The following is a 25,150-nucleotide window of genomic DNA, read 5'->3' as shown; positions in this document are numbered from 1 at the left end:
GGCTACCAGCCGGCCTTCGGCCCCGTCAGTTCCCGTACCGCGGGCCGGGCCGCGTCCAGCACCGTCATGAACCAGGACGAGAAGGTGTCCTCGGCGTGCCGCTCGGCCAGCTCGGCCGGGGTCACGAAGGCCGTCGAGCCGACCTCCTCCGGGTCCGGGCGCAGCGGCGCCTGCACCAGCCCGACGAAGAGGTGGTTGTACTCCTGCTCCACCAGCCCCGAGTCCGGGTCCGGGTGGTTGTAGCGCACGGTGCCCGCCTCCGCGAGCAGCGACGGGGACGCGCCCAGCTCCTCGTAGGTCCGCCGGGCCGCCGCCGCGAAGGGTGCCTCGCCGGGGTAGGGGTGGCCGCAGCAGGTGTTGGACCACACGCCGGGGGAGTGGTACTTGCCCAGGGCGCGCTGCTGGAGCAGCAGCCGCCCCTGCTCGTCGAAGAGGAACACGGAGAAGGCGCGGTGCAGCTGCCCGGGTGGCTGATGGGCGGCGAGCTTCTCCGCGGTGCCGATCGTGACGCCGTCCTCGTCGACCAGTTCCAGCAGAATCGGGTCAGCGGTGCCGTTCGACGAGCTGTGCGTCGCGGTGGCAGGTGTGATCGGCATACCCATCCTTCGCATCGGTCCTACGCGCCCCAAGTGTGCCGTACGGACACGGCACTCCGAGCCGTTGATCGTGCCCGGCGCGGCGGGCGGGGAACCGTCCGGGGCGGTGCTGTGCGGTGAAGGACGCAACCGCGCGCCGGATCGCTGCATTCCGTCCTCGGCTGGACGCGGCCGGACGCGGCCGGACCCGCCGGGCCTTCAGTGGCAGAGCCGCGCCTCGTGCTCGGCGTGCCCGCCGGGCTCCAGCTGGAAGGTGCAGTGCTCCACGTCGAAGTGGTCGCCGAGGCAGCCCTGGAGCTCGTGGAGCATCTTCTCGTGCCCGATCGCGTTCAGGACGTCGGTGCGCACCACCACGTGCGCGGAGACCACCGGCATCCCCGAGGTGATCGTCCAGGCGTGCAGGTCGTGGACGTCCTCGACGCCGTCCAGGGCCAGGATGTGGGCCCGCACCTCGTCCATGTCGACGTTCTTCGGGGCCGCCTCCAGCAGCACGTCGAGGGTCTCCCGCAGCAGCTTCCAGGTGCGGGGCACGATCATCAGGCCGATGACGAGGGAGGCGATCGGGTCGGCGGCCTGCCAGCCCGTGGCCAGGATCACCACCGCCGAGATGATCACCGCGACCGAACCGAGCGCGTCCGCGGCGACCTCCAGGAAGGCGCCCCGCACGTTCAGGCTCTCCTTCTGCCCGCGCATCAGCAGGGTGAGGGAGATCATGTTCGCGACCAGGCCGATCGCGCCGAACACGATGGTCAGCCCGCCCTCGGTGCCGGCCGGCGTGATGAACCGCTGGACCGCCTCGTACAGGACGTAGCCGCCGACGCCGAGCAGCAGCAGACAGTTGGCGAGCGCGGCGAGGATCTCGGCGCGGGCGTACCCGAAGGTGCGCTTCCCGCTCGGCGGGAGACTCGCGAAGTGGATCGCCATCAGCGCCATGCCGAGGCCCAGCGCGTCCGTCGCCATGTGGGCCGCGTCCGCGACCAGCGCGAGGGAGTCCGCCACGATCCCGCCGACGATCTCGACCACCATGACGGTGAGCGTGATCGACAGCGCCACCCGCAGCCTGCCGCGGTACGCCGCGGTCGCCGTACCGCCGGCCGGCGTGTGTGCGTGCCCGTGGTCGTGCCCAGCCCCCATGAAAGCCGCCTCCTGTGATCCGCTCGGCTTCACAGTGAACTACGGGTGGGGGGTATCGGGCAACGCGGCACTGAACACCGTTGTCATGTGCCCTGACCTGCGCAAACGAACATCGGCTCGGGGAGGGGACGAAGCGCAGGTCAGGGCAGCCTCAGCTCACTTGCCGTGGTGCAGCCGCCAGCCTGCCCAGGCCGACTCGATCATCTCGCGCACCCCGCGCCGGGCGGTCCAGCCGAGTTCCCGGGCGGCCAGCCCGGCCGAGGCGACCGAGACCGGTGCGTCACCGGGACGCCGGGCCTCCACGACCGGCTCCCGCCGGTCGCCGGTGACCTCCCCGATGACCGTGACCATCTCCCGTACGGACACCCCCTCGCCACGGCCGATGTTGACGGTCAGGTCGCCGTCGCGCTCCCCGACCCGTCGCGCGGCCGCGAGATGCGCCTCGGCGAGGTCCGCGACATGGATGTAGTCCCGGATGCAGGTGCCGTCCGGCGTCGGATAGTCGTCGCCGAAGATCCGCGGGGCGTCCTCGCGGGTGAGCCGGTCGAAGACCATCGGCACGATGTTGAAGACGCCCGTGTCGGCCAGCTCGGGCGCCGCGGCCCCGGCCACGTTGAAATACCGCAGGCATACGGTGGAGATCCCGTGCGCCTGCCCCGCCGCCCGCACCAGCCACTCCCCGGCGAGCTTGGTCTCCCCGTAAGGGTTCACCGGGGCGCACGGAGTGTCCTCCGTGATCAGCGCCACGTCCGGATTGCCGTAGACGGCCGCCGACGAGGAGAACACGAACCGCCCGACCCCGGCCTCGGCGACCGCCTCCAGCAGCGTCGCCAGCCCGCCGACGTTCTCCTGGTAGTAGCGCGTCGGCTGCGCCACCGACTCGGCGACCTGCTTGCGGGCGGCCAGGTGCACGACCCCGGTCACCGCGTGCTCGGCGAGGACCCGCTTGAGCAGCTCGGCGTCGAGCGACGAACCCCGCACCAGCGGTACGTCCGCGGGCAGCCGTGCGGGAACCCCTGCCGAGAGGTCGTCCAGCGCGAGGACCCGCTCACCGGCCTCCACCATGGTCCGCGCCACATGGGCCCCGATGTATCCCGCTCCGCCTGTGATCAGCCATGTCATGGTCGTCCACCCTAAGCGGAGGCGACGACGGCCGACGCTATGTCCCGGATGCCCGATCCGCTCGGCCGCGGTTTGTGGGCGGGGCCCGTGATCACCCATGATGATCGCGGCAAAGGCCGGGGGAGCCGCCGTGGATCGGCCCGTGAACGGGCGGTGAACGCGGGCTTCCCGGCATCCGATAGCCTCTGCCGACATGCCGCCCGGCCGTCACCGGCAAGGGGCGCCCCCACCGTGTACTCGACCGGCGTCCAGGCGTCGGCACCCAGGGAGTGAGTTCGGTTGTCGACCGCCATCCTCACCGGTCAGCCGGTCCCCGGATCGTCGATCGAGGGCGATCTGCGGTCCCTCGGCTTCGACGTCCGGACCGCCTCCGACGCCGCCGAGACCGAGACCCTCCTCGCCCAGGTGCCCGGTGACCAGCGGGTCGCCGTCGTCGACGCCGGTTTCGTCGGCCACCTGCACGCCCTGCGCCTCGGCCTGACCGACCCCCGCTTCCCGCTCGCCGCGATCCCCGGCGCCGTCACGGCCCAGCCGGCCGGCCGTCAGGCCCTGACCCGCGCGATGGCCCGGGAGAACAGCGCGGGCGGCGGCACGGCGATCGCCGTCGACAACCTCGCCGACCGCATCGTCACGGCGCTGGACGCGGACGACGCCGGCGTCCACCACCCGGAGCTCGGCAGCCTCGTCGCCGTCGTCCCGTCCGACCCCCAGGCCCGCAACGAGGCACGGCAGGCCGTCGCCGCCGTCGACGACGAAGCCGTACGCCTGAAGTCGGCCGTGAAGTCCCGGGACGGCTTCTTCACCACGTACTGCATCAGCCCGTACTCCCGCTACATCGCCCGCTGGTGCGCCCGCCGGGGCCTCACCCCGAACCAGGTCACCACGGCCTCGCTCGTCACCGCGCTGATCGCGGCAGGCTGTGCGGCCACCGGCACACGGGTCGGTTTCGTCGCGGCCGGTCTGCTGCTGATCTTCTCCTTCGTCCTGGACTGCACCGACGGCCAGCTGGCCCGCTACTCCCTGCAGTACTCCACGCTCGGTGCCTGGCTGGACGCCACCTTCGACCGGGCCAAGGAGTACGCCTACTACGCGGGTCTGGCGCTGGGCGCCGCTCGCGGCGGCGACGACGTATGGGCCCTCGCCCTCGGTGCGATGGTCCTGCAGACCTGCCGCCACGTCGTCGACTTCTCCTTCAACGAGGCCAACCACGACGCCACCGCCAACACCAGCCCCACCGCCGCCCTCTCCGACAAGCTCGACAGCGTCGGCTGGACGGTGTGGGTACGGCGGATGATTGTGCTGCCGATCGGCGAGCGCTGGGCGATGATCGCGGTCCTCACGGCGCTGACCACCCCGCGCATCACCTTCTACGCGCTGCTCATCGGCTGCGCGTTCGCGGCGACGTACACCACGGCGGGCCGGGTGCTGCGGTCGCTGACCCGCAAGGCGCAGCGCACGGACCGGGCGGCGAAGGCCCTCGCCGATCTCACGGACTCCGGTCCCCTCGCCGAGCTGCTCAGCCGCTTCACGCGCGGCCTCCCCGGCCGTGGGCCGGCCTACGTCGCCTTCGCCGCCGGAGCCCTCGTCGTGCTCGGTGCCGCACTCTCCCCGTACGGCAGCTGGTGGCCCGTCCTGGGCGCCGGCGTCTACGTACTGCTGTCCCCCGTGGCCTTGCAGCGCCCCCTCAAGGGCGCCCTCGACTGGCTCGTCCCGCCCTTCTTCCGCGCCGCCGAGTACGGCACCGTCCTGATCCTCGCGGCCAAGGCGGACGTGAACGGAGCCCTTCCTGCGGCTTTCGGGCTGGTGGCGGCGGTCGCCTACCATCACTACGACACGGTGTACCGCATCCGCGGCAACGCCGGCGCGTCCCCGGCCTGGCTGGTTCGCGCCATCGGGGGGCACGAAGGGCGGACGCTGCTCGTCACCGTCCTGGCCGCCGCGCTCACCGCCTCGCAGTTCAAGGTCGCGCTCACGGCTCTGGCCGTGGCCGTCGCCCTGGTGGTGCTCGTCGAGAGCATCCGCTTCTGGGTGTCCTCCGGGGCGCCCGCCGTACACGATGAAGGAGAACCCGCATGATCGGCCTCGTGCTGGCGGCCGGCGCCGGACGGCGTCTGCGCCCCTACACCGACAGCCTTCCCAAGGCTCTGGTGCCGGTGGGCCCCGCGGGCATAGAGGGCGAACCCACGGTTCTCGACCTCACTCTCGGCAACTTCGCGGAGATCGGTCTGACCGAGGTCGCGGTCATCGTCGGCTACCGCAAGGAGGCCGTGTACGCGCGCAAGGAGGCCCTGGAGGCGAAGTACGGCCTCAAGCTCACCCTCATCGACAACGACAAGGCCGAGGAGTGGAACAACGCGTACTCCCTGTGGTGCGGCCGTGACGCCCTCAAGGACGGTGTGATCCTCGCCAACGGCGACACCGTGCACCCGGTCTCCGTCGAGAAGACGCTGCTCGCCGCCCGCGGCGAGGGCAAGAAGATCATCCTCGCGCTGGACGCCGTGAAGTCCCTCGCCGACGAGGAGATGAAGGTCGTCGTCGACCCCGCCAAGGGCGTCACGAAGATCACCAAGCTGATGGACCCCGCCGAGGCGACCGGCGAGTACATCGGTGTCACCCTCATCGAGGGCGACGCCGCCCCCGAGCTGGCCGACGCGCTGAAGACGGTCTGGGAGACCGACCCGCAGCAGTTCTACGAGCACGGGTACCAGGAGCTCGTGAACCGCGGCTTCAAGATCGATGTCGCGCCGATCGGCGACGTTCAGTGGGTGGAGATCGACAACCACGACGATCTCGCCCGCGGACGGGAGATCGCGTGCCAGTACTGACCCGGCTGATTCCCTCGCCGGTCGTCGTCGACATCCGCGCGGGTGCCCTCGACGACCTGGTCGGCGTGCTCTTCGACGAGCGCATCTCGCACTCCGGTCGGCTCGCCGTGGCCGTCAGCGGGGGCTCCGGCGCCCGCCTGCGGCAGCGGCTGGAGCCCTCGCTGCCCGGTGCCAGCTGGTACGAGGTCGGGGGCGGGACCCTCGACGACGCCGTGCGGCTGGCGAGCGACATAAAGGCCGGCCACTACGACGCCGTCGTGGGCCTCGGCGGCGGCAAGATCATCGACTGCGCCAAGTTCGCCGCGGCGCGCGTCGGCCTGCCGCTGGTCGCCGTGCCGACGAACCTCGCGCACGACGGTCTGTGCTCGCCGGTGGCCACCCTGGACAACGACGCGGGGCGCGGCTCCTACGGTGTCCCGAATCCGATCGCGGTCGTCATCGACCTGGATGTCATCCACGAGGCCCCGGCCCGTTTCGTGCGCGCCGGCATCGGCGACGCCATCTCCAACATCTCCGCGATCGCGGACTGGGAGCTGGCCAACCGTGTCAAGGGCGAGAAGATCGACGGCCTCGCCGCCGCCATCGCCCGCCAGGCCGGCGAGGCGGTCCTGCGGCACCCCGGCGGCATAGGGGACACGGACTTCCTCCAGGTGCTCGCCGAGGCGCTCGTGCTCAGCGGCATCGCCATGTCGGTCTCGGGCGACTCCCGCCCGTCCTCCGGCGCCTGCCACGAGATCAACCACGCCTTCGACCTGCTCTTCCCCATGCGCGCCGCCGCCCATGGCGAGCAGTGCGGCCTCGGCGCGGCCTTCGCGATGTTCCTGCGGGGCGCTCACGAGGAGTCGGCGTACATGGCCTCGGTGCTGCGCCGGCACGGCCTCCCGGTGCTCCCGGAGGAGATCGGCTTCAGCGTGGAGGAGTTCGTCCGCGCCGTGGAGTTCGCCCCCGAGACCCGGCCCGGCCGGTACACGATCCTCGAACACCTCGACCTCAAGACCGACCAGATCAAGGATCTCTACGTCGACTATGTCAAGACCATCGGTAGCTGAACTCCGTCCGGTCGTGCACCCCGCTGGGGTGAAGGACCGGCGCAGCGGTGAGCACTGGATGGGACGCCTCTACATGCGCGAGGTGTCCCTGCGGGTGGACCGCTACCTGGTGAACACCAGGGTCACGCCCAACCAGCTCACGTACCTGATGACCGTCTTCGGCGTCCTCGCGGCCCCGGCACTGCTCGTGCCGGGGATCCCGGGGGCCGTCCTCGGTGTGGTCTGCGTGCAGATGTACCTGCTGCTGGACTGCGTCGACGGCGAGATCGCGCGCTGGAAGAAGCAGTACTCGCTCAACGGCGTCTACCTGGACCGGGTCGGCGCCTACCTCACCGACGCCGCCGTCCTCGTCGGCTTCGGTCTGCGCGCGGCCGACCTGTTCGGCAGCGGCCGTATCGACTGGCTGTGGGCGTTCCTTGGCACCCTGGCCGCCCTCGGCGCCATCCTGATCAAGGCGGAGACCGACCTCGTCGGTGTCGCCCGCCACCAGGCCGGCAAGCCGCCCGTCCAGGAGTCGGCGGCCGAGATGCGCTCCTCCGGCATGGCGCTGGCCCGCAGGGCCGCCGCCATGCTCAAGTTCCACCGCCTCATCCTCGGCATCGAGGCCTCCCTGCTCATCCTGGTCCTGGCGATCGCGGACACCCTGCGCGGCGACCTGTTCTGGTCCCGCCTCGGCGTCGCCGTCCTGGCCGGCATCGCGCTGCTGCAGACCCTGCTGCACCTGGTGTCCATCCTCGCTTCGAGCAGGCTGAAGTGACCGCCCCCGCCAGCGCGCCACTGAAGGTCGGCGCGGTCATCATCACCATGGGCAACCGCCCCGATGAGCTCCGCGCCCTCCTCGACTCGGTCGCCAAGCAGGACGGCGACCGCGTCGAGGTGGTGGTCGTCGGCAACGGCTCGCCCGTCCCGGACGTCCCCGCGGGCGTCCGCACGATCGAGCTGCCCGAGAACCTCGGCATCCCCGGTGGCCGCAACGTCGGCATCGAGGCGTTCGGCCCCAGCGGTCGCGATGTCGACATATTGCTCTTCCTCGACGACGACGGCCTCCTCGCCCACCACGACACCGCCGAGCTGTGCCGCACGGCGTTCGCCGAGGACCCCGAGCTCGGCATCGTCAGCTTCCGCATCGCCGACCCGGACACCGGGGTCACCCAGCGCCGCCATGTCCCGCGCCTGCGCGCCGCGGACCCGATGCGCTCCTCCCGGGTGACGACCTTCCTCGGCGGCGCCAACGCCGTCCGCACCCAGGTCTTCGCCGAAGTCGGCGGCCTCCCGGACGAATTCTTCTACGCCCACGAGGAAACCGACCTGGCATGGCGGGCTCTCGACGCGGGCTGGATGATCGACTACCGGTCCGACATGGTGCTGTACCACCCGACGACCGCGCCCTCGCGGCACGCGGTCTACCACCGCATGGTCGCCCGCAACCGGGTCTGGCTCGCCCGCCGCAACCTGCCCGCCCCGCTGGTCCCCGTCTACCTCGGGGTCTGGATGCTGCTCACCCTGCTGCGCCGCCCCTCCCGGCCCGCGCTCAAGGCATGGTTCGGCGGGTTCCGGGAAGGCTGGACCACCGCGTGCGGTCCACGCAAGCCCATGAAGTGGCGTACCGTGTGGCGGCTGACCCGACTGGGCCGGCCCCCGGTCATCTGACAAGCTCGAACCAGAGAGCGGCCGGGCCCGACCCCCGGCCCCGGCTCATGCCCAAGCCCGCACAGGCTGCGCATCTCGAAGACGAAAGTTTCCACCAGTGAGTGAGACAACGCATGACGGCGGAGTCGCGGTGACCGCGCCTCCGTCGCCCGACGAGGGCCTTGACGCGGCACAGCTCGCCGCCAAGTACGGGCTGTCCGTGAGCGGTGCCCGCCCCTCGCTCGTCGAGTACGTCCGCCAGCTCTGGGACCGGCGCCACTTCATCCTCGCGTTCTCGCGGGCGAAGCTGACCGCCCAGTACAGCCAGGCCAAGCTCGGCCAGCTGTGGCAGGTGGCCACTCCGTTGCTGAACGCGCTCGTCTACTTCTTCATCTTCGGTCTGCTGCTGGGTGCCCGGAAGGGCATCCCGCACGACATCTACGTGCCGTTCCTGGTGACCGGCGTGTTCGTGTTCACGTTCACGCAGAGCTCGGTCCTCGCGGGCGTGCGGGCCATCTCCGGCAACCTGGGCCTGGTGCGGGCGCTGCACTTCCCGCGCGCCTCCCTGCCGATCTCCTTCGCGCTCCAGCAGCTCCAGCAGCTGCTCTACTCCATGATCGTGCTGGTCGTGGTCATGGTGGCGTTCGGCAGCTACCCCGGCCTGTCCTGGCTCCTGGTGGTCCCCGCGCTGGTCCTGCACTTCGTGTTCAACACCGGCCTCGCGCTGATCTTCGCCCGCATGGGCAGCAAGACCCCCGACCTCGCCCAGCTGATGCCGTTCGTCCTGCGTACCTGGATGTACGCCTCGGGCGTGATGTTCAGCATCCCGGCCATGCTCGCCGACAAGGACCTGCCGGGCTGGGTCACCGAGGTCCTCCAGTGGAACCCCGCCGCCATCTACATGGACCTGATCCGCTTCGCGCTGATCGACGGCTACGGCTCCGAGTACCTGCCCCCGCACGTGTGGCTGTTCGCCCTCGGCTGGGCGCTGGTCGCCGGCGCGTTCGGGTTCGTGTACTTCTGGAAGGCGGAAGAGAGGTACGGCCGTGGCTGAGACCGAGCAGAAGGCGGCTCCCCAGGACCCCCGCCCCACCGTCATCGCGGACGACCTGCACATCGTCTACCGCGTCAACGGCGCCAAGTCCGGCAAGGGCAGCGCCACCGCCGCCCTCAGCCGCATCCTCAAGCGCGGCGAGGAGCGCGGCGTCCGCAAGGTGCACGCCGTGCGCGGCGTCTCCTTCGTCGCCTACCGCGGTGAGGCCATCGGCCTCATCGGCTCCAACGGCTCCGGCAAGTCGACCCTGCTGCGCGCCATCGCCGGGCTGCTGCCCGCCGAGAGCGGCAAGGTCTACACCGACGGCCAGCCCTCGCTGCTCGGCGTCAACGCGGCCCTGATGAACGACCTCACCGGCGAGCGCAACGTCATATTGGGCGGGCTCGCCATGGGCATGTCCCGTGAGCAGATCAAGGAGCGCTACCAGGAGATCGTCGACTTCTCCGGCATCAACGAGAAGGGCGACTTCATCACCCTCCCGATGCGCACGTACTCCTCCGGCATGGCGGCCCGGCTCCGCTTCTCCATCGCCGCCGCCAAGGACCACGACGTGCTGATGATCGACGAGGCCCTGGCCACGGGTGACCGCAAGTTCCAGAAGCGTTCCGAGGCGCGTATCCGGGAGCTGCGCAAGGAGGCCGGCACGGTGTTTCTGGTCAGTCACAACAACAAGTCGATCCGTGACACCTGCAACCGTGTCCTGTGGCTGGAGCGCGGCGAGCTGCGCATGGACGGCCCGACCGACGAGGTCCTCAAGGAGTACGAGAAGTTCACGGGCAAGTAGTCCACCACGGCCTGGACGAACCGGGTCATGACGCTTCGCGGGGCCCCGCCGGAACTGCTCCGGCGGGGCCCCGCGTCTGCAAAGGAAACGTCAACTTCGATGCCCCGCAGGAATCTTGAAATCAATCGGTGTGTTGTTGTGATGTGCAGGACACCCCGGCGATCCGCGCTGCGCTGTACAACGTAAGCTGTACCGGTCCCGAATCGCGGCAAGTGGGGCGATAATGCCCGACACCCTCAGGCAGGGCTGCCGCGCGGAAGGCCGGGCGGCGTGTCCGAAATAGTGTGTATTGGGTCGGCGGTGTAGAACGGGAGACATGACGGCTATGGCTACGGAAACTCCCCAGCTCAACGCGTGTGCCGTCCGCGTCCCGGGCAGCCGGCGGTGACGGGAGCCGACGTGGCGCGCGCCTCGGATCCGGAGCGTGGCACGCTCGACAAGGCCGCGGGTGAGAACTTCCCCGTGGCCCCCTTCTTCCTGCCCCGGGCCTGGCGCGCCGACCTCATGGCCGTCTACGGCTTCGCCCGCCTCGTCGACGACATCGGCGACGGCGACCTCGCCCCCGGCGGCGCCGACGCCCGCCTCCTCGGCGTCTCCCCGGCGGAGGCCGACGACCGCCTGGTGATGCTGGACGCCTTCGAGGCCGACCTCGACCGGGTCTTCACGGGAGAACCCCGTCACCCCCTGCTGCGCCGCCTCCAGCCCACGGTCCGCCGCCGCGCGCTCACCCCCGAGCCCTTCCTGGGCCTGATCGCCGCCAACCGCCAGGACCAGCTGGTCAAGCGGTACGAGACCTGCGACGACCTGCTCGCGTACTGCGAACTGTCGGCCAACCCCGTCGGCCGCCTGGTCCTCGGGGTCACCGGCACCTCCACCCCGGAGCGGGTCCGCCTCTCCGACGCGATCTGCACGGCGCTCCAGATCGTCGAACACCTCCAGGACGTGGCCGAGGACCTCGGCCGCGACCGCATTTATCTGCCCGCCGAGGACATGAAGCGTTTCCATGTCCAGGAGGCGGATCTCGCCACGAGGAGCGCAGGCGCATCGGTGCGCGCACTGGTTGCGTACGAAGCAGAACGCGCCCGCTGTCTCCTGAATGAAGGCGCCCCCCTGGTGGGTAGCGTCCACGGCAGGTTGAAGCTGCTGCTCGCGGGATTCGTGGCGGGGGGAAGGGCGGCGATCGGTGCGATCGCCGCCGCCGAATACGACGTACTTCCCGGCCCGCCCAAGCCCGGCAAGCTCCGGCTGCTGCGTGAGGCGGGCGTGACTCTGCGAGGAGAGGGGTGATCCGGACCGTGGAGGCCGAACCACACGTGTCCGCACCGGTACTCGCCGCCTACAGCTACTGCGAGGCCGTCACCGGACAGCAGGCACGGAACTTCGCGTACGGCATCAGGCTGCTGCCGATGTCCAAGCGCCGCGCGATGTCGGCGTTGTACGCCTTCTCGCGCCGCGTCGACGACATCGGCGACGGCACGCTCGCGCCCGAGGTCAAGGCCGCCAGACTCGAGGACACCCGGGCGATGCTGGCCCGGGTGCGCGAGGGTGCGGTCGACGAGGACGACACCGACCCGGTCGCGGTCGCCCTCACCCACGCCGCCACGGCCTTCCCGGTCCCGCTGGGCGGCCTGGACGAGCTGATCGACGGCGTGCTCATGGACGTCCGCGGCGAGACCTACGAGACCTGGGACGACCTGAAGGTCTACTGCCGCTGTGTCGCGGGCGCCATCGGGCGGCTCTCGCTCGGTGTGTTCGGTACGGAACCAGGAGCGCGCGGCGTCGAGCGCGCGCCGGAGTACGCCGACACGCTCGGGCTCGCGCTCCAGCTCACCAACATCCTCAGGGACGTCCGTGAGGATGCGGTGGGCGGGCGTACCTATCTCCCCGCCGACGACCTCGCGAAGTTCGGCTGCTCGGCCGGGTTCAGCGGGCCGAAGCCACCGGAGGGCTCCGACTTCGCGGGCCTCGTGCACTTCGAAGTGCGACGGGCCCGCGCCCTTTTCGCCGAGGGCTACCGGCTGCTCCCCATGCTCGACCGGCGCAGCGGCGCCTGCGTCGCCGCCATGGCCGGCATCTACCGCCGCCTCCTGGACCGCATCGAACGCGACCCCGAGGCCGTGCTGCGCGGCCGGGTCTCGCTGCCCGGCCGGGAGAAGGCGTACGTCGCCGTACGCGGACTGTCCGGCCTGGACACCCGGCATGTGACGCGCAGGACCGTCAGGAGGCGCGCCTGATGGACAAAACGGTCCAAGGTGATGCCACCGGAGGAAAGTGGCAGGCAACCCTCCGGCGGGGCAGGGCGTCCCTGACTGCAACGGCCGACCGTGCAGCGTTCAAGCACCACGGCGGCCGGGCAGGGGAGGGCGCACGATGACCGACGGCCAGCAGTCCGGGCGGGACGCCGTCGTGATCGGCGGCGGGCTCGCCGGCATCACCGCCGCGCTCGCCCTCGCCGACGCGGGTGTCCGCGTCACCCTGCTCGAAGGCCGGCCGCGGCTGGGCGGGCTCGCCTTCTCCTTCCGGCGCGGCGAGCTGACCGTCGACAACGGACAGCACGTCTATCTGCGCTGCTGCACCGCCTACCGCTGGTTCCTCGACCGCATCGAGGGGACCGCGCTGGCGCCGTTGCAGGATCGTCTCGACGTGCCCGTACTCGACGTCGGCAAGCCCGAGGGGCGGCGGCTGGGCAGGCTGCGGCGGGACGCGCTGCCGGTGCCCCTGCATCTGGGGCGCAGCCTCGCCACATACCCTCATCTCTCGCTCGCCGAACGCGCCAAGGTGGGGCGGGCCGCGCTCGCGCTCAAGGGGCTCGACCTCGCCGATCCGGACCTGGACACCCAGGACTTCGGCAGCTGGCTGACCGCGCACGGTCAGTCGGCGCGTGCCGTCGAGGCCCTGTGGGACCTGGTCGGGGTCGCCACCCTCAACGCGGTCGCGGGCGACGCCTCGCTGGGGCTCGCCGCGATGGTCTTCAAGACCGGTCTGCTGTCCGACCCGGGTGCGGCCGACATCGGATGGGCGCACGTCCCGCTGGGCGAACTGCATGACCGGCTCGCCCGCAAGGCGCTCGACTCAGCGGGCGTGCGTACCGAGGTCCGTACACGCGTCACCTCCATCTCCACTGACGAGAACGGGACATGGACCGTCCAGGTTCCCGGCGAGACGCTGCGGGCGGACACGGTCGTCCTCGCCGTACCCCAGCGCGAGGCCCATGACCTGCTGCCCGAGGGTGCGCTCGACGCTCCGGAAAATCTTCTGCGGATCGGGACCGCGCCGATCCTCAACGTGCACGTCGTCTATGACCGCAAGGTGCTGGAAAAGCCTTTCTTCGCGGCCCTCGGCACCCCCGTGCAGTGGGTCTTCGACCGCACCGACGCCTCCGGGCTGCGCGCGGGCCAGTACCTCGCGCTGTCGCAGTCGGCGGCGCAGGACGAGATCGACGAGCCCGTCGCCGCACTGCGGGAGCGCTACCTCCCCGAGCTGGAGCGCCTGCTGCCCGGTACCCGGGGTGCCGAGGTGAAGGACTTCTTCGTGACCAGGGAGCGGACCGCGACGTTCGATCCCGCCCCCGGCGTCGGACGGCTGCGGCCCGGCGCCCGCACCAGAGCACCCGGCCTCTACCTGGCCGGAGCGTGGACCGCCACAGGGTGGCCCGCGACCATGGAGAGTGCGGTCCGCAGCGGTGTCGGCGCGGCCGACGCCGCGCTGAGCGCCCTGGGCCGGCCCCGCCCGAGCCACCTCTTCGACGTCGAGGAGGCGGCCTGATGCTCGATCAGCACGCGGCAGGCCCCCGCACCCCCGGTACCGCAACAAGAGGAGAGACTGTGCCCACTGTGCCCCCGGCCTCGAAGGCTGCCGACGCGGTGGACGTGACCGCGCTCCTGGAGCGCGGCCGGACCCTGGCCACACCGGTACTGCGGGCGGCGATCGACCGTCTGGCGGCTCCCATGGACACCGTTTCCGCCTACCACTTCGGCTGGATCGACGCCGCGGGCAACCCGACGGCCGGCGACGGGGGCAAGGCCGTGCGTCCCGCCCTCGCCGTGCTCTCCGCCGAGGTCACCGGAGCCGCGCCCGAGGTCGGCATCCCCGGCGCCGTCGCCGTCGAACTGGTCCACAACTTCTCGCTGCTGCACGACGACCTGATGGACGGCGACGAACAGCGCCGCCACCGCGACACCGTCTGGAAGGTGCACGGCCCCGCCCAGGCGATCCTCGTCGGCGACGCCCTGTTCGCGCTCGCCAACGAGGTGCTGCTGGAACTCGGCACGGTCGAGGCCGGCCGCGCCACCCGCCGGCTGACCAGCGCCACCCGCGCGCTCATCGACGGCCAGGCCCAGGACATCTCCTACGAGCACCGCGACCGCGTCAGCGTCGAGGAGTGCCTGGAGATGGAGGGCAACAAGACCGGCGCCCTGCTGGCCTGCGCCAGCTCCATCGGCGCCGTCCTCGGCGGCGCGGACGAGCGCACCGCCGACACCCTGGAGAAGTACGGCTACCACCTGGGCCTCGCGTTCCAGGCCGTGGACGACCTCCTCGGCATCTGGGGCGACCCGGACTCCACCGGCAAGCAGACCTGGAGCGACCTGCGCCAGCGCAAGAAGTCCCTGCCGGTCGTGGCCGCGCTCGCGGCGGACGGCCCCGCCGCCGAGCGGCTCGGCGAGATCCTCGCCGCCGACGCCAAGAGCAGCGACTTCGAGAACTTCTCCGAGGAGGAGTTCGCGGCCCGCGCCGCCCTCATCGAGGAGGCGGGCGGCCGGGAGTGGACGGCCCAGGAAGCGCGCCGGCAGTACACCATCGCCCTCGGAGCGCTGGACGCCATCGACATGCCCGACCGGGTACGGGCGCAGTTCACGGCGCTCGCCGACTTCGTCGTCGTACGGAAGAGATGATCACTATCGGTCGAATAGCCCTCGCGTAGTCGCCGGCCGGTGCCGAAGGCACCAACGGGCCACCGGCCGACGGCGGACCCACAGCAGAGCACCACTTGCACACTGCACGAAGGGGAAGCCATGACAGCGACGACCGACGGAAGCACCGGGGCGCTGCCGCCCCGCGCTGCCGCGGCCAGCGAAACCGACATCCGCACCCCCGCGGCGGCCGGGGTACAAGAAGCCGCCGCACACGCGGTGCAGCGTGCCACCGACTTCCTGCTGGCGCGGCAGGACGCCCAGGGCTGGTGGAAGGGCGACCTGGAGACCAACGTCACCATGGACGCCGAGGACCTGCTGCTCCGTCAGTTCCTCGGCATCCGCGACGAGTCGACCACCCGCGCCGCCGGACTGTTCATCCGCGGCGAGCAGCGCGAGGACGGCACGTGGGCCTCCTTCTACGGCGGCCCCGGCGAACTCTCCACCACCATCGAGGCATACGTCGCCCTGCGGCTGGCCGGCGACGCGCCGGACGCCCCGCACATGGCGAAGGCGTCGGCGTGGGTCCGGGAGCAGGGCGGCATCGCCGCCGCGCGGGTCTTCACCCGGATCTGGCTCGCCCTGTTCGGCTGGTGGAAGTGGGAGGACCTGCCCGAACTCCCGCCCGAGCTCATCTACTTCCCGAAGTGGGTGCCGCTCAACATCTACGACTTCGGCTGCTGGGCCCGGCAGACCATCGTGCCGCTGACGATCGTCTCCGCCAAGCGGCCGGTGCGGCCCGCGCCCTTCCCGCTGGACGAGCTGCACACCGACCCGGCCCGCCCGAACCCGCCCAAGCCCCTGGCTCCGGCGGTGAGTTGGGACGGCGCCTTCCAGCGGCTGGACAAGGCGCTGCACCAGCTGCGCAAGGTCGCCCCGCGCAGGCTGCGCAAGGCGGCCATGAACACCGCCGCCCGCTGGATCATCGAGCGGCAGGAGAACGACGGCTGCTGGGGCGGCATCCAGCCGCCGGCCGTGTACTCGATCATCGCGCTGCACCTGCTCGGCTACGATCTCCAGCACCCCGTGATGCGCGAGGGGCTGGCGTCGCTGGACCGTTTCGCCGTCTGGCGCGAGGACGGGGCCCGGATGATCGAGGCCTGCCAGTCACCGGTGTGGGACACCTGCCTCGCCACCATTGCCCTCGTCGACGCCGGGGTGGCGCCCGATCATCCGCAGCTCGTCAAGGCGGCGGACTGGATGCTGGGCGAGGAGATCGTCCGGCCGGGCGACTGGGCCGTGAAGCGGCCGCAACTGCCGCCGGGTGGCTGGGCGTTCGAGTTCCACAACGACAACTACCCCGACATCGACGACACGGCCGAGGTGGTCCTCGCGCTGCGCCGGGTCAAGCACCACGACCCGGAGCGGCTGGAGAACGCGATCGGGCGCGGGGTGCGCTGGAACCTCGGCATGCAGTCCAAGAACGGGGCCTGGGGCGCCTTCGACGTCGACAACACCAGCCCGTTCCCCAACCGGCTGCCGTTCTGCGACTTCGGCGAGGTCATCGACCCGCCGTCCGCGGACGTCACCGCCCATGTGGTGGAGATGCTGGCCGTGGAGGGACTCGCCCACGATCCGCGCACCCGGCGCGGCATCGAGTGGCTGCTCGCCGAACAGGAGCCGGACGGCTCGTGGTTCGGGCGCTGGGGCGTCAACTACGTCTACGGCACGGGGTCCGTGGTCCCCGCGCTGGTCGCCGCCGGAATCCCGGCCGCGCACCCCGCGATCCGGCGGGCCGTGACCTGGCTGGAGTCCGTGCAGAACGACGACGGCGGCTGGGGCGAGGACCTGCGCTCCTACAAGGACGCCAAGGAGTGGTCCGGCCGAGGCGCCTCAACCGCCTCGCAGACAGCGTGGGCGCTGATGGCGCTGCTCGCGGCCGGCGAGAAGGACTCCAAGGCCGTCGAGCGCGGCGTCGAGTGGCTCGCGGCCACCCAGCGCGAGGACGGCTCCTGGGACGAGCCCTACTTCACCGGCACGGGCTTCCCGTGGGACTTCTCCATCAACTACCACCTCTACCGCCAGGTCTTCCCGCTCACGGCACTCGGCCGGTACGTCCACGGCGAGCCGTTCGCGCAGGTGGGGGAGGGATGAGATGAGCACCCCGCCCGCCCCGGCCCCGCTGCTGATCGCCTGTGCGCTCGGCATCGAGCACTTGGCCCTGCGCAGCGGCGACCGGAGCGGGGCCGACGGGCCGGTGACCGTGCTCCGCACCGGCATGGGCCCCAAGGCGGCCCAGCGGGCCGTCACCCGGGCCCTCGCGGAGCCCGGTCTGCGCGCCGCCGCCGTGCTGGCCACCGGCTTCTGCGCCGGTCTCGCGCCCGGCATGCACCCGGGCGACCTCGTGGTCGCCGAGGAGATCCGGGATGCGGCGGGAACCGTTCCGTGCGTCGGGACCGACCTACTCGTCAAGGAGCTGGTCCGGACCGTACCCGGACGTACCGTCCACACCGGACCGCTCACCGGCTCCGATCACGTCGTACGCGGTCACGAACGCTCCGACCTGCTGGCGACCGGCGCGATCGCGGTCGACATGGAGTCAGCGGCCACGCTCCACAGCGCCGTCCGCGCGGGCCCGCGCCCCGTTGCGGCCGTCCGGGTGGTCGTGGACGCTCCAGAACATGAACTCGTCCGGATCGGCACGGTGCGCGGTGGAATATCGGCTTTCCGCGTCCTTCGTTCCGTCCTTCCCGCTTTCTATGAATGGCACCGTTCCTTGCTGCTCCCCAGGAGGTGAGCCAGATGGCCATGCCGCTGCGTCAGTCCATCAAGGTCGCTACATACTTGGCCGAACAGAAGCTCCGCAAGCGGGACAAGTTCCCGCTGATCGTGGAGCTGGAACCCCTCTTCGCGTGCAACCTGAAGTGCGAGGGCTGCGGCAAGATCCAGCATCCGGCGGGCGTGCTCAAGCAGCGCATGCCGGTGGCGCAGGCCGTCGGGGCGGTCCTTGAGTCGGGTGCGCCGATGGTGTCCATCGCCGGCGGTGAGCCGCTGATGCACCCTCAGATCGACGAGATCGTGCGGCAGTTGGTGGCGAAGAAGAAGTACGTCTTCCTCTGCACCAATGCGATGCTGCTGCGCAAGAAGATCGACAAGTTCAAGCCCTCGCCCTACTTCGCCTTCGCCGTGCACATCGACGGGCTGCGCGAGCGGCACGACGAGTCCGTGGCCAAGGAGGGTGTGTTCGACGAGGCCGTCGAGGCGATCAAGGAGGCCAAGCGGCGCGGCTTCCGGGTCACCACCAACTCGACCTTCTTCAACACCGACACCCCGCAGACCATCATCGAGGTGCTCAACTTCCTCAACGACGACCTGAAGGTCGACGAGATGATGATCTCGCCCGCCTACGCCTACGAGAAGGCCCCGGACCAGGAGCACTTCCTCGGCGTGGAGCAGACCCGCGAGCTGTTCAAGAAGGCCTTCGCGGGCGGCAACCGGCGCAAGTGGCGGCTCAACCACTCGCCGCTCTTCCTGGACTTCCTGGAAGGCAAGGTCGACTTCCCCTGCACCGCCTGGGCGATCCCGAACTACTCCCTGTTCGGCTGGCAGCGCCCCTGCTACCTGATGAGCGACGGCTACGTGCCCACGTACCGCGAGCTCATCGAGGACACCGACTGGGACAAGTACGGCCGCGGCAAGGACCCGCGCTGCGCCAACTGCATGGCGCACTGCGGCTACGAGCCCACCGCCGTCCTCGCCACCATGGGCTCGCTCAAGGAGTCGCTGCGCGCGATGCGCGAGACGGTCTCCGGGAACCGGGAGTGAGGCCATGACCGCCGTCTCCCTGGGCGTCCCCGGGATGCCGGTCCGGCCGATCGCAGAGCGGCGTGTGTCGCGGCAGATCCAGGTCGGGCCGGTGGCGGTCGGGGGCGGGGCCCCGGTGTCGGTGCAGTCGATGACGACGACCCGCACCTCCGACATCGGCGCCACCCTCCAGCAGATCGCCGAACTCACCGCGTCCGGCTGCCAGATCGTCCGCGTCGCCTGCCCCACGCAGGACGACGCGGACGCGCTGGCCACCATCGCCCGCAAGTCGCAGATCCCGGTGATCGCCGACATCCACTTCCAGCCCAAGTACGTGTTCGCGGCGATCGAGGCCGGCTGCGCCGCCGTCCGCGTCAATCCCGGCAACATCAAGAAGTTCGACGACCAGGTCAAGGAGATCGCGCGGGCCGCCCGCGATCACGGCACGCCGATCCGGATCGGGGTCAACGCCGGTTCTCTGGACCGGCGGTTGCTCCAGAAGTACGGCAAGGCGACGCCGGAGGCGCTGGTGGAGTCGGCGCTGTGGGAGGCGTCGCTCTTCGAGGAGCACGGCTTCCGGGACATCAAGATCTCCGTGAAGCACAACGACCCCGTGGTGATGGTGGGGGCCTACACGCTGCTCGCCGAGCAGTGCGACTACCCGCTGCACCTCGGCGTCACCGAGGCCGGGCCCGCCTTCCAGGGGACGATCAAGTCGGCGGTCGCCTTCGGGGCGCTCCTCAGCAGGGGCATCGGCGACACCATCCGGGTGTCGCTGTCCGCGCCGCCCGCCGAGGAGGTCAAGGTCGGCATCCAGATCCTGGAGTCCCTGGGCCTTCGGCAACGCCGTCTGGAGATCGTGTCGTGCCCGTCCTGCGGGCGCGCCCAGGTCGACGTCTACAAGCTGGCCGAGGAGGTCACGGCGGGCCTGGAGGGCATGGAAGTGCCCCTGCGGGTAGCCGTGATGGGTTGTGTGGTCAACGGCCCCGGAGAGGCGCGGGAGGCGGACCTGGGGGTCGCCTCCGGCAACGGCAAGGGGCAGATCTTCGTGAAGGGCGAGGTCATCAAGACCGTCCCCGAGTCGAAGATCGTGGAGACCCTCATCGAGGAGGCGATGAAGATCGCCGAACAGATGGAGCAGGACGGCGTCGCGTCGGGGGAGCCGGCCGTCACCGTGAGCTGAACCAGCACGGACCGAAGGGGGCCCGAGCGTGACGATTCTGGAGAACATCCGGGGACCACGCGACCTGAAGGCGCTGTCCGAGGCGGAACTCGGTGAACTGTCCGAAGAGATCAGGGAGTTCCTGGTGCACGCGGTCGCCAGGACCGGCGGACACCTCGGGCCCAACCTGGGGGTGGTGGAACTCTCCATCGCGCTCCACCGGGTCTTCGAGTCGCCGGTCGACCGCATCGTGTGGGACACCGGCCATCAGAGCTATGTCCACAAGATCCTGACGGGGCGTCAGGACTTTTCCAAGCTGCGCGGCAAGGGCGGCCTGTCCGGCTACCCCTCGCGCGAGGAGTCCGAGCACGACATCGTCGAGAACAGCCACGCCTCCACCGCGCTCGGCTGGGCCGACGGACTCGCCAAGGCCCGCCAGGTGCAGGGCGAGAAGGGGCACGTGGTCGCGGTCATCGGCGACGGCGCGCTCACCGGCGGCATGGCCTGGGAGGCGCTGAACAACATCGCGGCCGCCAAGGACCGGCCGCTGATCATCGTCGTCAACGACAACGAGCGGTCGTACGCGCCGACCATCGGCGGCCTCGCCAACCACCTGGCCACCCTGCGCACGACCGACAGCTACGAGCGGGTGCTGGCCTGGGGCAAGGATGTCCTCCAGCGCACCCCGGTCGTCGGCATGACGGTGTACGAGGCACTCCACGGCGCCAAGAAGGGCTTCAAGGACGCCTTCGCGCCGCAGGGACTCTTCGAGGACCTGGGCCTGAAGTACCTCGGCCCGATCGACGGCCACGACATCGGGGCCGTCGAGTCGGCGCTGCGCCGCGCGAAACGCTTCCACGGGCCGGTCCTCGTCCACTGCCTCACGGAGAAGGGCCGCGGCTACGAACCCGCCCTCGCCCACGAGGAGGACCACTTCCACACCGTCGGCGTGATGGACCCGCTCACCTGCGAGCCGCTCGCGCCGTCCAACGGGCCCTCCTGGACCTCGGTGTTCGGTGACGAGATGGTCAGGATCGGGGAGGAGCGCGCGGACGTCGTGGCGATCACGGCGGCCATGCTGCACCCGGTGGGGCTCGGCAAGTTCGCCGAACGCTTCCCCGGCCGGGTGTGGGACGTCGGCATCGCCGAGCAGCACGCGGCCGTGTCGGCGGCCGGGCTCGCGACCGGCGGCCTGCATCCCGTCGTCGCCGTGTACGCGACGTTCCTGAACCGTGCCTTCGACCAGTTGCTGATGGACGTCGCCCTGCACCGCTGCGGAGTCACCTTCGTCCTGGACCGGGCCGGGGTCACGGGCGTCGACGGGGCCTCCCACAACGGCATGTGGGACCTGTCGATCCTCCAGGTCGTCCCCGGGCTGCGGATCGCCGCGCCCCGTGACGCCGACCAGCTGCGGGCGCAGCTGCGGGAAGCCGTCGCGGTGGACGACGCGCCGACATTGGTGCGGTTCCCGAAGGAGTCCGTCGGTCCGTCGATCGCTGCGGTCGACCACGTCGGCGGCATGGACGTGCTGCACCGCGCGCCCGGTGAGCCGGACGTCCTGCTGGTCGCCGTCGGCGTCATGGCACCCGTCTGCCTTCAGGCAGCCGAGTTGCTGGAAGCCCGCGGCATCACCTGCACGGTCGTCGACCCGCGCTGGATCAAGCCCGTCGACCCGGCGCTGCCCGGCCTCGCCGCCGCACACCGGCTGGTGGCCGTCGTCGAGGACAACAGCCGTGCGGCCGGCGTCGGCGCCGCGGTCGCGCTGGCCCTGGGGGACGCCGAAGTCGACGTGCCGGTACGGCGGTTCGGGATTCCGGAGCAGTTCCTCGCGCACGCCAAGCGGGGCGAGGTGCTGGCGGACATCGGTCTCACGCCGGTCGAGGTCGCCGGACGGATCAGCGCGAGCCTCGCCGTCAAGGAGGCCGAGGACACGCTGGCCGCCAAGGAGGCCGAGGACGCGCTCGCCCGTACCGAACCGGCCGACGGCCCACTCAAGGAGAAGCCCGAATGACGACGGAGATGCCCGCATGACCACGGAGTTCGACCTCGGCAGACTCCTCGCCGAACGCGGAGCCGAGCGCTACGAGCTGCACACCAAGTACCTGAACCACCAGCTCCCGCGCATGCTGCACACCATCGGCTTCGACAAGGTCTACGAGCGGGCCGAGGGCGCCTACTTCTGGGACGCGGACGGCAACGACTACCTGGACATGCTCGCCGGGTTCGGGGTGATGGGCCTGGGCCGCCACCACCCCGTCGTCCGCAAGGCGCTGCACGACGTCCTCGACGCCCGGCTCGCCGACCTCACCCGCTTCGACTGCCAGCCGCTGCCCGGGCTGCTGGCGGAGAAGCTGCTCGCGTACAGCCCGCACCTGGACCGGGTGTTCTTCGGCAACAGCGGCACCGAGGCGGTGGAGACCGCGCTGAAGTTCGCCCGCCGCGCCACCGGCAAGCCCCGTGTCCTGTACTGCGAGCACGCCTTCCACGGGCTCACCACCGGCTCGCTGTCGGTCAACGGCGAGGACGGCTTCCGCGACGGCTTCGCACCGCTGCTGCCCGACACCGCCGTTCCCCTCGGTGATCTCGACGCTCTGGCAAGGGAGGTGAAGAAGGGCGACGTCGCCGCCCTGATCGTCGAGCCGATCCAGGGCAAGGGCGTCCACGAGGCCCCGCCCGGCTATCTGCGCGCCGCGCAGGAACTGCTGCACAAGCACAAGGCGCTGCTGATCGCGGACGAGGTGCAGACCGGGCTCGGGCGCACCGGCGACTTCTACGCCTACCAGCACGAGGACGGCGTCGAACCCGACCTGGTCTGCGTGGCGAAGGCGCTGTCCGGCGGGTACGTGCCGGTGGGCGCCACGCTCGGCAAGGACTGGATCTTCAAGAAGGTCTACTCGTCGATCGACCGGGTCCTGGTCCACTCGGCGAGCTTCGGCTCCAACGCGCAGGCCATGGCGGCGGGCCTCGCGGTGCTGTCCGTCATGGAGAACGAGCAGATCGTCGCGAACGCCCGCGCGACCGGCGAACTGCTGAAGTCCCGGCTCGCGGCGCTCGTCGACAAGTACGAGCTGCTCGCCGACGTCCGCGGCCGGGGCCTGATGGTCGGCATCGAGTTCGGCCGCCCCAAGTCGCTGGGGCTGCGCAGCCGTTGGACGATGCTCCAGGCCGCCCGCAAGGGGCTGTTCGCCCAGATGGTGGTCGTGCCGCTGCTCCAGCGGCACCGCATCCTCACCCAGGTCTCCGGCGACCACCTGGAGGTGATCAAGCTGATCCCGCCGCTGACCGTGGGGGAGCGGGAGGTGGACCGGTTCGTCGAGGCCTTCACGGAGATCATGGATGACGCCCACGGCGGTGGTGGGCTGATGTGGGACTTCGGCAAGACGCTGGTCAAGCAGGCCGTGGCCAACAGGTGACCGAGTCACCGACGGGGCTTTGCCTCTGAGGCAAGAAATTTGCCCCGGGGGCAAGGCTCCGGCTGAATGGAGAGCATGAGCTCTCCGGAAGCCGAGCCGGGCCCGGCCGACGCCCCGTCCGTCGACGCGCTGCCCGCCGTCGCACCGCAGCTGCGTGCGCTGCGCCGCCGGGCCTCCCTGACGCTGGAGGCCGCGGCCCGGGCCGCCGGGCTCTCGCCCGCGCACCTCTCCCGGCTGGAGACCGGGCAGCGCCAGCCCTCGCTGCCGATGCTGCTCGCGCTCGCCCGTATCTACGGTACGACGGTCTCCGAACTGCTCGGCGAGACGGTCGCCGAACGGGACGCCGTGGTGCGCGCCGCCGACATGGAACCCACGGCCGCCGGTGGCTGGACCTATTGGCAGGCCGGTTCCGCCGGGCGCGGCATGCAGGCGCTGCGGGTGCAGGTGCCGTACGGCTCACAGGGCGACATCGTGCGCGTGCATCCCGGTGAGGAGTGGCTGTACGTGCTGCGCGGCCGTCTCCGGCTGCGCCTCGGGGACACCACGCACCAGCTCGGCCCCGGCGACAGCGCCCACTTCGACTCGCTCACCCCGCACCGCATCGCGGCCCAGGACCCCGACGGGACCGAGCTGCTCTTCGTCCACACCCTGCTGCAGAGCCCCACGGCCACCCTGTGCCTGGGCCCGACCCCTGGAGAGACGCCATGACCGACATGGAGGAGAAGTTCCCGCGCGCACTGTGGGTGCGGCTGATCATCTACATCGCCGTCGGGCATGTGTTCGCGGCCTTCATCTACCTGCTGTTCGAGGTCGGGGCCGGGCAGTGAGCCCCGCTGCTCCAGGCGGGCGCCGGGCAGTGACCGGTCAGTCGAGCAGGCGCTGGTGCAGCCGCTCCCGGATCTCCGGCGTGACGCCGAGGCCCTGCTCCAGATAGGCGTCGACGCCGCCCCAGGTCTCCTCGATGGTCTCGAAGGCGGCGTGCAGATACTCGGCGCGGGCGTCGAAGAGCGGCGCGAGCAGCTCCATGACCTCGGGGGAGTAGCCGGCGGCCGAGCTGCTGCTGCGGTGCACCTTGTAGCGGCGGTGCTTGGCGTTGGACTCCAGGTAGTCGGCGAGGATCGCCTCGCGCTCCACGCCGAGCGCCAGCAGCGTCACGGCTATCGACAGGCCCGCGCGGTCCTTGCCGGCCGCGCAGTGCATCAGTGCGGGGACGCTGTCCTCGGCGAGGGAGTGCAGCACGCGCGCGTGCTCGGCGGTGCGCTCCGTCACGATCTGCCGGTACGAGGCGATCATCCGGTTCGCCGCCTTGCCGTCGCCGAGGATCTCGCGCAGCTGCTCGATCTCGCCGTCCCGGACCATCTTCCAGAACTCCGCGCCGTCCGCCGGGTCGCTCAGCGGGAGGTTCACATTGCGCACGCCCGGCAGCTCGACGTCAGGACCCTCCAGCTTCTGGTCCGAGGCGTTGCGGAAGTCGAAGATCGTGTGCAGGCCGAGGGAACCGAGGAACGCGGCGTCCTCGTCGGTCGCGTGCGCGAGGTGGCCGCTGCGGAACAGCACTCCGTGGCGCACCCGTCGGCCGTTCTCGGTCGGGAGGCCGCCCACGTCGCGGAAGTTGCGGACTCCGGAGAGGTCGGGCTCGGTCGACGGGATCTGCTGCGTCACGGGGGCTCCTCCCAGCCGGCCCCGTCGCCGCGGTTCGCCGACGGGCACGCTCTCGACGATACGACA

24 protein-coding genes are annotated in these 25,150 nt (G+C 70.9%); 20 read left to right on the top strand and 4 right to left on the bottom strand.

What is annotated here, in order from left to right; genetic code table 11:
* Window positions 1-2 precede the first annotated feature (2 nt).
* The 3 genes from idi to galE all read right to left on the bottom strand — a co-directional run bounded on the left by idi (window position 3) and on the right by galE (window position 2,852).
* Window positions 3-596 (bottom strand): isopentenyl-diphosphate Delta-isomerase, encoded by a 594-nt coding sequence (gene idi, locus DI272_RS07840; RefSeq protein ID WP_109494638.1) that lies wholly within the window; start codon window positions 594-596, stop codon window positions 3-5.
* A 198-nt stretch (window positions 597-794) separates the two neighbouring features.
* Complete coding sequence (locus tag DI272_RS07835; protein ID WP_109494637.1) at window positions 795-1,730, bottom strand: cation diffusion facilitator family transporter; 936 nt, start codon at window positions 1,728-1,730, stop codon at window positions 795-797.
* A 156-nt stretch (window positions 1,731-1,886) separates the two neighbouring features.
* Window positions 1,887-2,852 (bottom strand): UDP-glucose 4-epimerase GalE, encoded by a 966-nt coding sequence (gene galE / locus DI272_RS07830; protein ID WP_109494636.1) that lies wholly within the window; start codon window positions 2,850-2,852, stop codon window positions 1,887-1,889.
* Window positions 2,853-3,131: 279 nt separating this feature from the next.
* On the opposite strand from galE, the gene DI272_RS07825 reads away from it, so the two are divergent.
* The 20 genes from DI272_RS07825 to DI272_RS07735 all read left to right on the top strand — a co-directional run bounded on the left by DI272_RS07825 (window position 3,132) and on the right by DI272_RS07735 (window position 24,249).
* Window positions 3,132-4,928, top strand: a complete 1,797-nt coding sequence (locus tag DI272_RS07825; protein ID WP_109494635.1) for a DUF5941 domain-containing protein — start codon at window positions 3,132-3,134, stop codon at window positions 4,926-4,928.
* Window positions 4,925-5,677: a sugar phosphate nucleotidyltransferase gene (locus DI272_RS07820; protein WP_109494634.1), complete on the top strand. Its 753-nt coding sequence runs from the start codon at window positions 4,925-4,927 to the stop codon at window positions 5,675-5,677. The genes DI272_RS07825 and DI272_RS07820 overlap by 4 nt, the downstream gene beginning before the upstream one ends.
* The gene (locus tag DI272_RS07815) at window positions 5,665-6,726 is read left to right on the top strand and encodes an iron-containing alcohol dehydrogenase family protein (RefSeq protein ID WP_109494633.1); all 1,062 of its coding nucleotides are present in this window, start codon (window positions 5,665-5,667) and stop codon (window positions 6,724-6,726) included. The genes DI272_RS07820 and DI272_RS07815 overlap by 13 nt, the downstream gene beginning before the upstream one ends.
* Window positions 6,704-7,483, top strand: coding sequence for a CDP-alcohol phosphatidyltransferase family protein (locus DI272_RS07810; RefSeq protein ID WP_181387116.1), 780 nt, complete (start codon window positions 6,704-6,706; stop codon window positions 7,481-7,483). Before DI272_RS07815 ends, DI272_RS07810 begins: the two co-directional genes overlap by 23 nt.
* A 47-nt stretch (window positions 7,484-7,530) precedes the next feature.
* Window positions 7,531-8,376 carry a glycosyltransferase family 2 protein gene (locus tag DI272_RS07805; RefSeq protein ID WP_109500732.1) on the top strand — a complete coding sequence of 282 codons (846 nt, stop codon included), beginning with the start codon at window positions 7,531-7,533 and terminating at the stop codon, window positions 8,374-8,376.
* Between the two features lie 97 nt (window positions 8,377-8,473).
* Complete coding sequence (locus DI272_RS07800; RefSeq protein ID WP_109494631.1) at window positions 8,474-9,409, top strand: ABC transporter permease; 936 nt, start codon at window positions 8,474-8,476, stop codon at window positions 9,407-9,409.
* Window positions 9,402-10,193, top strand: a complete 792-nt coding sequence (locus tag DI272_RS07795; protein WP_109494630.1) for an ABC transporter ATP-binding protein — start codon at window positions 9,402-9,404, stop codon at window positions 10,191-10,193. The genes DI272_RS07800 and DI272_RS07795 overlap by 8 nt, the downstream gene beginning before the upstream one ends.
* A gap of 399 nt (window positions 10,194-10,592) precedes the next feature.
* Entirely contained in the window at window positions 10,593-11,480 is an 888-nt protein-coding gene (gene hpnC / locus DI272_RS07790) for a squalene synthase HpnC (protein ID WP_375138033.1), read from the top strand.
* Window positions 11,477-12,427 (top strand): presqualene diphosphate synthase HpnD, encoded by a 951-nt coding sequence (hpnD, locus tag DI272_RS07785; protein ID WP_109494629.1) that lies wholly within the window; start codon window positions 11,477-11,479, stop codon window positions 12,425-12,427. The genes hpnC and hpnD overlap by 4 nt, the downstream gene beginning before the upstream one ends.
* On the top strand, window positions 12,427-12,567 hold the full coding sequence (locus DI272_RS44890) for a DUF6380 family protein (RefSeq protein ID WP_219933841.1): 141 nt from the start codon (window positions 12,427-12,429) through the stop codon (window positions 12,565-12,567). The genes hpnD and DI272_RS44890 overlap by 1 nt, the downstream gene beginning before the upstream one ends.
* On the top strand, window positions 12,564-13,958 hold the full coding sequence (gene hpnE, locus DI272_RS07780) for a hydroxysqualene dehydroxylase HpnE (protein ID WP_109494628.1): 1,395 nt from the start codon (window positions 12,564-12,566) through the stop codon (window positions 13,956-13,958). Before DI272_RS44890 ends, hpnE begins: the two co-directional genes overlap by 4 nt.
* Complete coding sequence (locus DI272_RS07775) at window positions 13,958-15,085, top strand: polyprenyl synthetase family protein (RefSeq protein ID WP_109494627.1); 1,128 nt, start codon at window positions 13,958-13,960, stop codon at window positions 15,083-15,085. The genes hpnE and DI272_RS07775 overlap by 1 nt, the downstream gene beginning before the upstream one ends.
* A gap of 120 nt (window positions 15,086-15,205) precedes the next feature.
* A complete protein-coding gene (shc, locus tag DI272_RS07770; protein WP_109494626.1) occupies window positions 15,206-17,197 on the top strand; it encodes a squalene--hopene cyclase in 1,992 nt (663 codons plus the stop codon).
* A 1-nt stretch (window position 17,198) separates the two neighbouring features.
* A complete protein-coding gene (locus tag DI272_RS07765) occupies window positions 17,199-17,840 on the top strand; it encodes a 1-hydroxy-2-methyl-2-butenyl 4-diphosphate reductase (protein ID WP_109494625.1) in 642 nt (213 codons plus the stop codon).
* A gap of 5 nt (window positions 17,841-17,845) precedes the next feature.
* Window positions 17,846-18,868, top strand: coding sequence for an adenosyl-hopene transferase HpnH (gene hpnH, locus DI272_RS07760; RefSeq protein WP_109494624.1), 1,023 nt, complete (start codon window positions 17,846-17,848; stop codon window positions 18,866-18,868).
* Window positions 18,869-18,872: 4 nt separating this feature from the next.
* Window positions 18,873-20,030, top strand: coding sequence for a flavodoxin-dependent (E)-4-hydroxy-3-methylbut-2-enyl-diphosphate synthase (gene ispG, locus DI272_RS07755; RefSeq protein ID WP_109494623.1), 1,158 nt, complete (start codon window positions 18,873-18,875; stop codon window positions 20,028-20,030).
* Window positions 20,031-20,058: 28 nt separating this feature from the next.
* The gene (gene dxs / locus DI272_RS07750; protein WP_109494622.1) at window positions 20,059-22,020 is read left to right on the top strand and encodes a 1-deoxy-D-xylulose-5-phosphate synthase; all 1,962 of its coding nucleotides are present in this window, start codon (window positions 20,059-20,061) and stop codon (window positions 22,018-22,020) included.
* A gap of 16 nt (window positions 22,021-22,036) precedes the next feature.
* Complete coding sequence (locus DI272_RS07745; protein WP_109494621.1) at window positions 22,037-23,422, top strand: aspartate aminotransferase family protein; 1,386 nt, start codon at window positions 22,037-22,039, stop codon at window positions 23,420-23,422.
* A 75-nt stretch (window positions 23,423-23,497) separates the two neighbouring features.
* On the top strand, window positions 23,498-24,130 hold the full coding sequence (locus DI272_RS07740) for a helix-turn-helix domain-containing protein (protein ID WP_109494620.1): 633 nt from the start codon (window positions 23,498-23,500) through the stop codon (window positions 24,128-24,130).
* Complete coding sequence (locus tag DI272_RS07735) at window positions 24,127-24,249, top strand: DUF6126 family protein (RefSeq protein ID WP_079308396.1); 123 nt, start codon at window positions 24,127-24,129, stop codon at window positions 24,247-24,249. Before DI272_RS07740 ends, DI272_RS07735 begins: the two co-directional genes overlap by 4 nt.
* Window positions 24,250-24,286: 37 nt before the next feature.
* Here the strand turns inward: DI272_RS07735 and DI272_RS07730 are convergent, their stop codons facing one another.
* On the bottom strand, window positions 24,287-25,084 hold the full coding sequence (locus DI272_RS07730; protein WP_109494619.1) for a tyrosine-protein phosphatase: 798 nt from the start codon (window positions 25,082-25,084) through the stop codon (window positions 24,287-24,289).
* Window positions 25,085-25,150: the final 66 nt, after the last annotated feature.

Origin of the sequence: Streptomyces sp. Act143 (assembly GCF_003143935.1) — a bacterium.
Taxonomy (GTDB): domain Bacteria; phylum Actinomycetota; class Actinomycetes; order Streptomycetales; family Streptomycetaceae; genus Streptomyces.
This window is presented reverse-complemented; position numbering and strand designations above follow the sequence as displayed.

Coding starts and splice junctions, on each gene's coding strand:
- DI272_RS07745 (WP_109494621.1), top strand. CDS start 22,037: ATGACCACGGAGTTCGACCTCGGCAGACTCCTCGCCGAACGCGGAGCC.
- DI272_RS07775 (WP_109494627.1), top strand. CDS start 13,958: ATGCTCGATCAGCACGCGGCAGGCCCCCGCACCCCCGGTACCGCAACA.
- DI272_RS07765 (WP_109494625.1), top strand. CDS start 17,199: ATGAGCACCCCGCCCGCCCCGGCCCCGCTGCTGATCGCCTGTGCGCTC.
- DI272_RS07820 (WP_109494634.1), top strand. CDS start 4,925: ATGATCGGCCTCGTGCTGGCGGCCGGCGCCGGACGGCGTCTGCGCCCC.
- shc (WP_109494626.1), top strand. CDS start 15,206: ATGACAGCGACGACCGACGGAAGCACCGGGGCGCTGCCGCCCCGCGCT.
- hpnE (WP_109494628.1), top strand. CDS start 12,564: ATGACCGACGGCCAGCAGTCCGGGCGGGACGCCGTCGTGATCGGCGGC.
- DI272_RS07810 (WP_181387116.1), top strand. CDS start 6,704: ATGTCAAGACCATCGGTAGCTGAACTCCGTCCGGTCGTGCACCCCGCT.
- DI272_RS07805 (WP_109500732.1), top strand. CDS start 7,531: ATGGGCAACCGCCCCGATGAGCTCCGCGCCCTCCTCGACTCGGTCGCC.
- DI272_RS07735 (WP_079308396.1), top strand. CDS start 24,127: ATGACCGACATGGAGGAGAAGTTCCCGCGCGCACTGTGGGTGCGGCTG.
- hpnH (WP_109494624.1), top strand. CDS start 17,846: ATGGCCATGCCGCTGCGTCAGTCCATCAAGGTCGCTACATACTTGGCC.
- DI272_RS07740 (WP_109494620.1), top strand. CDS start 23,498: ATGAGCTCTCCGGAAGCCGAGCCGGGCCCGGCCGACGCCCCGTCCGTC.
- galE (WP_109494636.1), bottom strand. CDS start 2,852: ATGACATGGCTGATCACAGGCGGAGCGGGATACATCGGGGCCCATGTG.
- ispG (WP_109494623.1), top strand. CDS start 18,873: ATGACCGCCGTCTCCCTGGGCGTCCCCGGGATGCCGGTCCGGCCGATC.
- idi (WP_109494638.1), bottom strand. CDS start 596: ATGCCGATCACACCTGCCACCGCGACGCACAGCTCGTCGAACGGCACC.
- DI272_RS07835 (WP_109494637.1), bottom strand. CDS start 1,730: ATGGGGGCTGGGCACGACCACGGGCACGCACACACGCCGGCCGGCGGT.
- DI272_RS44890 (WP_219933841.1), top strand. CDS start 12,427: ATGGACAAAACGGTCCAAGGTGATGCCACCGGAGGAAAGTGGCAGGCA.